Source organism: Burkholderia sp. YHN3-13 (genome assembly GCF_055810675.1).
This window is the reverse complement of record NZ_JBVVNQ010000053.1, coordinates 1-4,975: the sequence shown is the minus strand read 5'-3', so window position 1 is coordinate 4,975 and position 4,975 is coordinate 1. Positions and strand designations below refer to the sequence as shown.

Sequence of the window (4,975 nt, the reverse complement as noted above, 5' to 3'; positions counted from 1 at the left end):
CGGCCAACGGCAATGGCGCCACGAACAGCGGTTCGAACGGGACGGCCAACGGCAATAACGCTACGAACAACGGTTCGAACGGTACGGCCAACGGCAACGGGGCCACGAACAACGGTGCCAACGGCGCGGCCAACGGCAATGGCGCCACGAACAGCGGTTCGAACGGCACGGCCAACGGCAACGGCGCCACGAACAACGGTGCCAACGGCGCGGCCAACGGCAACGGTGCGACCAACAACGGTGCCAACGGCGCGGCCAACGGCAACGGTGCGACCAACAACGGTGCCAACGGCGCGGCCAACGGCAACGGTGCGACCAACAACGGTGCCAACGGCACGGCCAACGGCAACGGTGCGACCAACAACGGTGCCAACGGCGCGGCCAATGGTAATGGTGCCACGAACAGCGGTTCGAACGGGACGGCCAACGGCAACGGCGCCACGAACAACGGTGCCAACGGCACGGCCAATGGCAGCGGTGCAACTAACAGCGGCGCCAGCGGAGCGGCAATCGGTAACAACACTACTAACGTAGGAGCAGGGGGCAGCGCTGTAGGTGTAAACGCAACTAATGTTGGGCAGGCCGGGGTAGCCAGCGGTGTAAATTCAGTGAACGTAGGTGAAAATGGCGCTGCAACCGCTATTAATGCGACAAGTGTGGGTCAATCCGCTAAAGCCGTTGCTTCAAACAGTACGGCGATAGGTCAAGCCAGTACTGCCTCGGCTATAAACTCATCCGCGATCGGACAAGGGGCGACTGCATCAGGCGTCAGCGCGACGGCGTTAGGCCAGGCCGCAGTTGCATCTGCACCCAATTCAGTAGCGTTGGGCAGCGGATCAATTGCAGATAGGCCTAACACCATTTCCGTGGGATCCGCTAATTCTCCACGTCAAATCACTAATGTTGCTGCAGGTACAGCTCCAACGGACGCGGTTAACGTTTCACAGTTACAATCATCTATAAGTACTATTACGAGAGGCATGTATTCTGGAATTGCAATGGCAGGTGCACTTGCTGGGTTACCCCAAGTAGAGCAAGGTCGTACATTTGCAATTGGTGCGGGTTTTGGTTCGTATGGAGGCTATGCTGCTTTAGCAGTAGGTGCTAGCGCTCGCTTGACAGCCAATTCTACAATCCGTTTGGGTGTGAGTGCATCGGGCGATAGTAAGGTTTTGGTTAATGGTGGATTGGGATACTCTTGGTAAAAGCGCCATCATATTTCATTAAAATATTCAATTGATTTTAAAATGTTTTCCTACTTTATGCCTATAATCACTCGGGGAATCAATTTTCTGCTATTTCTAATTTTTCGTCGAACGGGGGGGCTCCATGTTTTCATTGAAAATTTTAAAAAATTTAATGTTTCAAAAGTTTTTTTGATCTTTGTGGTGGCCATTAAATACAGTCTGAGTTTCGCGGAAACAATTTATCCGCCTGCTCCGTTGGTATTGCCACATCAAGGAGCTCCAGGAGAGAAGGTCGCCGCAGTGGTGATTTTTAGAAGCAATGGAGATTACGCTGCTAGCCATCTTGCAACTGTAAAAATAAATGGCGAAAAATTAACCAAGTTACCGCCGTCAAGTTACGTATTTGTTTGCCTTTCTCCAGGCGATGTGATTTTGGGTTCGGATTTGTCGGCAGGAATATTCGGTGAAGATCATCCGATTCGAACTCAATCAATTTTTGTATATCCGGGGCAAACGAAATATTTTGAGATACCTACTGATGAAAGCGGAGCATCGATACGCTTGGTTGAAGCTGGAACAGCTCAGCGGTCAATAAAAAATCTTGTGGAAGTTGGGTTCGCAAATGATCGAGACGCTGTAGGTAGATACTATGCCGATAATTCTGTTCAACGCCCACGTGGCGTGATTGAATGCCAGTGAAAGAAATGAAATTCATTGCACGAATTGCTACTCGCGAAGCTGCGGGCGGCTGAGTCGATCGACTTCTATCGAATAGACCCTGAATAATGCTGGAGGGCTTATTCAGGCTATCGAGGCGGTTCAGAAGTCAAGCTGTGGTGTGAGCTTGCGGTGAAGGCGAGAGGGTTGCGCGGATCCTGACCACCGTCCACTGGCTGGTGAGGCCCAACGCTCGCATGACGTCGTCGTTGCTCTTGCCGGCAAGCAGTTGGCACCGCGCGAACGTGTTCCGCAGGGTACGCGGAACCTGTCCGCGTTTTTGTGGACGAGGCGGTGAACAACGTGTTACCCACGCGCCCGCTTAAATCGCTCTCCGAACGTATGCGATCCATTACCGGCGTCTACCCAAAGGTGCTCTGAGCGAGGAGCATAGGTGTCCACCTATTTCGAAGGTGGATACCTATGACTGACAAAGACTCAGAGTTGAGAGTAGTTCGTCATAGCAGCGACGGCCGTCGCCGCTATGACGAGAAAGGCAAACGGGCGCTCGTCGAGACAGCGCTGCAGCCTGGCGTCTCCGTCGCTCGTCTCGCGCAGGAGCATGGGGTCAATGCCAACCTTCTGCGCAAGTGGATCACGAAATATCTGATGGAGCGGGAAAAAGGCATCTCGTCGGCACCGCAGGACAATGGCAGCGACGAGCGTGATCTGCCGAGACCGGACGAGGTAATTGACGGCGTAGCCATCGATCTCCCCGGTCCGCGCAAACCAGTCGCGGTTACGGTACCGCCATCCGCGTTCGTGCCGGTTGTTTCAGTGCCGCCGACGCCGGCACCAACGCATCCATCGCCGTCGATGACGCTCGCGTTGCAGGCTCGGTTGTCGAATGGTGTCGAGCTCGAACTTGGCAAGGCGATCGCGACCATCGATGAGTTGACGACCCTGGTTCAGATTCTCGGGAGGATGCCGTGTTCCGGTTCGATGACGATCTGAAAGTTTATCTGCATCGTGATCCCGTCGACTTCCGCTATGGCATGGACAGCCTGTCGATTCTCGTCGAGCAGTCGATGCGTCTGAACCCGATGGATTCCTCGCTCTATGTGTTTGGCAATCGACGTCGGGATCGGATCAAAATCCTTGGCTGGGACGGCAACGGCTTCTGGCTCCTGATGAAACGCCTCGGCGCAGACCGCTTCACCTGGCCCGACAAAAAACCGAAGTCGTGACGATGTCGACGGATCTGCTGCACGCGCTACTTGATGGCGACGACATTACCACGATCCGACGGCATCCGAAGCGAGAATATCACCGCGTCAGTTGAACGCGCGATCGGCATGCATGTCGATCAGCATGCCGATCCAGGTTGCCACCACCGCCGACGAACTCGCTACGCTGCTCGCGATACGAGAGCATACGGTTCGCTTCAGCGCTAGCATGAAGAGTGATCCGCTTTAGGAATCCTGGACCGATCCGAGAGTGAGTTTTGCGGCAAACTTGACCCTGAGCCAGGAGGTGAGACGAGACGCGGTGGATTATGTGGTGAGCCATTACGGATTGACGATGAGGCGGGCCTGTCGGCTCGTGAAGCAACCGCGCAGCGTTCAGTATTACCGAAGCATCCAAGACCCCCGCGCAGAGCTTCGGTCGAGGATGCGCGAGATTGCCCATACGAGGGTGCGCTACGGCTATCGACGTGTCCATGTGCTGTTGCGCCGGGAAGGCTGGCAGTTGGGCCGGAACCAGGCGTAACGGCTGTATTGCGAAGAGCAGTTGCAGTTGCGCTCGAAGTTGCCGAAGCGACGAAAGATGGTGGTGACGCGGGTGGCGAAGATCGTTCCGATCAAACCAAACGACGCTTGGAGTATGGATTTCTCTATGGTCTACCCGCAAACCGCAAGCGCAGACTGGTGGCGATAGACGACTCGCGTTTATCTATCCGGCCTATAGCGATCCGATCGAATCCGGATCTGGCCTGCATGATGAAGTCGCACGCTTCCGTCCCAATTAGTGGCGCGGCATGATGTCTGCCAGAAGTCCAGACGGGTTTGGAGAAGCGACGGATGGTCGTTTGCGCCATGCTGATTCGCTGCGCGAGTTGCGGAAAGTAATGGTGGTCAGGGGTAGGGCTAGCGGTCTGCTACGGTTCCGGTGCGATAGTTCAGGTTAAACTCTGCGCCACTTCGCATGACGGCCCACGCAATGCGTACGAGTTTGTTTGCCAGTGCGCAGACAGCAACGTGTGCATGCCGGCGCTCGGCGAGTTGCAGTAGCCAGCGCTGTATCGGATCGTTGGGGTGCTTGTCTTTCCACACCCATAGCGCGCGGGCACCCTGCACGAACAGACGCCGCAGATAACTATTGACCCTGCCTCGTTTTCACGTACAGCATCTTATGCGGCGATCAAGCCAGCCTCGTAGTCGACGGGGGTAAGGAAGTCGATCGAGGTATGCAGACGTTGCCGATTGTAATAGCCCTCGATCCAATCGACGATATCCAGGCGGGCGTGGGCATGCGTTTCGTAGTGAGTCTGGTAGATTCTTTCGACCTTCAGCGTCTTGAAGAAGCTTTCCATTGGGGCGTTATCCCAGGCGTTGGCACGGCGGCTCATTGAAACGTTTATCTTGAACGCGACGGTCAATTTCCGGTACGCGCGACTGGCATATTAGGTGGATTCAACCGGTCGTCGCAACACTAGATTGTTGAACAGACCTGAGATTCGTGTTTTCGTTCGTGCCACGTTGCCATGGGCTGTTCGGGTCGGCGAAGAAGACCTTCACACCAGACTCAATTGTGAAGCGAGCATGGTCGGACAGTTCCTTTCCCCGATCCCCAAGTCAATGATCGCCACAACTGGGCAGGCATGCTCGTCACGGTTTTCTTGAGCGCATTTGCCATCGTGACAGCCCCATAGCCGGCCAGCGCGGGACCGTTTTTCGTCCTGGGAATCAACCCGTAGCCTTCCTCGCGAGGCAGATGGATGAGCATGGTGAATCGGCTTGTCACGGATCGCCGTTATGGAGCCAATCCGTGATCGGCGTAATGAGGCCACTTGATGATCGCCGTTATGAGGCCAGTCCGTGATCGGCGTAATGGAGCCAGTCCAGGATCGG

At 55.2% G+C, this 4,975-nt stretch carries 5 protein-coding genes and 3 pseudogenes; 5 read left to right on the top strand and 3 right to left on the bottom strand.

What is annotated here, in order from left to right; all coding sequences use genetic code 11:
• The 4 genes from AC0KUR_RS37645 to tnpB form a co-directional block, all read left to right on the top strand.
• Positions 1–1,205: YadA family autotransporter adhesin (locus tag AC0KUR_RS37645; RefSeq protein WP_473377365.1), on the top strand; the 1,205-nt coding region annotated here is incomplete at its 5' end.
• A 42-nt stretch (positions 1,206–1,247) separates the two neighbouring features.
• On the top strand, positions 1,248–1,886 hold the full coding sequence (locus AC0KUR_RS37640) for a hypothetical protein (RefSeq protein WP_473377364.1): 639 nt from the start codon (positions 1,248–1,250) through the stop codon (positions 1,884–1,886).
• A 441-nt stretch (positions 1,887–2,327) separates the two neighbouring features.
• Positions 2,328–2,858, top strand: coding sequence for a transposase (locus AC0KUR_RS37635; RefSeq protein ID WP_473377363.1), 531 nt, complete (start codon positions 2,328–2,330; stop codon positions 2,856–2,858).
• Positions 2,834–3,091, top strand: coding sequence for an IS66 family insertion sequence element accessory protein TnpB (gene tnpB, locus AC0KUR_RS37630; RefSeq protein ID WP_473377362.1), 258 nt, complete (start codon positions 2,834–2,836; stop codon positions 3,089–3,091). The genes AC0KUR_RS37635 and tnpB overlap by 25 nt, the downstream gene beginning before the upstream one ends.
• 87 nt (positions 3,092–3,178) lie before the next feature.
• On the opposite strand, the gene AC0KUR_RS37625 is transcribed toward tnpB, so the two are convergent.
• A complete protein-coding gene (locus AC0KUR_RS37625; RefSeq protein ID WP_473377361.1) occupies positions 3,179–3,301 on the bottom strand; it encodes a hypothetical protein in 123 nt (40 codons plus the stop codon).
• A 76-nt stretch (positions 3,302–3,377) separates the two neighbouring features.
• Between AC0KUR_RS37625 and AC0KUR_RS37620 the strand changes: the two are divergent.
• A pseudogene (locus AC0KUR_RS37620) lies at positions 3,378–3,737 on the top strand (IS3 family transposase); the annotation flags it as partial.
• Between the two features lie 517 nt (positions 3,738–4,254).
• On the opposite strand, the pseudogene AC0KUR_RS37615 reads toward AC0KUR_RS37620, so the two are convergent.
• Positions 4,255–4,527 (bottom strand): annotated as a pseudogene (locus tag AC0KUR_RS37615) (integrase core domain-containing protein); the annotation flags it as partial.
• 52 nt (positions 4,528–4,579) lie between these two features.
• Positions 4,580–4,865: pseudogene (locus tag AC0KUR_RS37610) on the bottom strand (transposase); the annotation flags it as partial.
• Between the last annotated feature and the right edge of the window lie 110 nt (positions 4,866–4,975).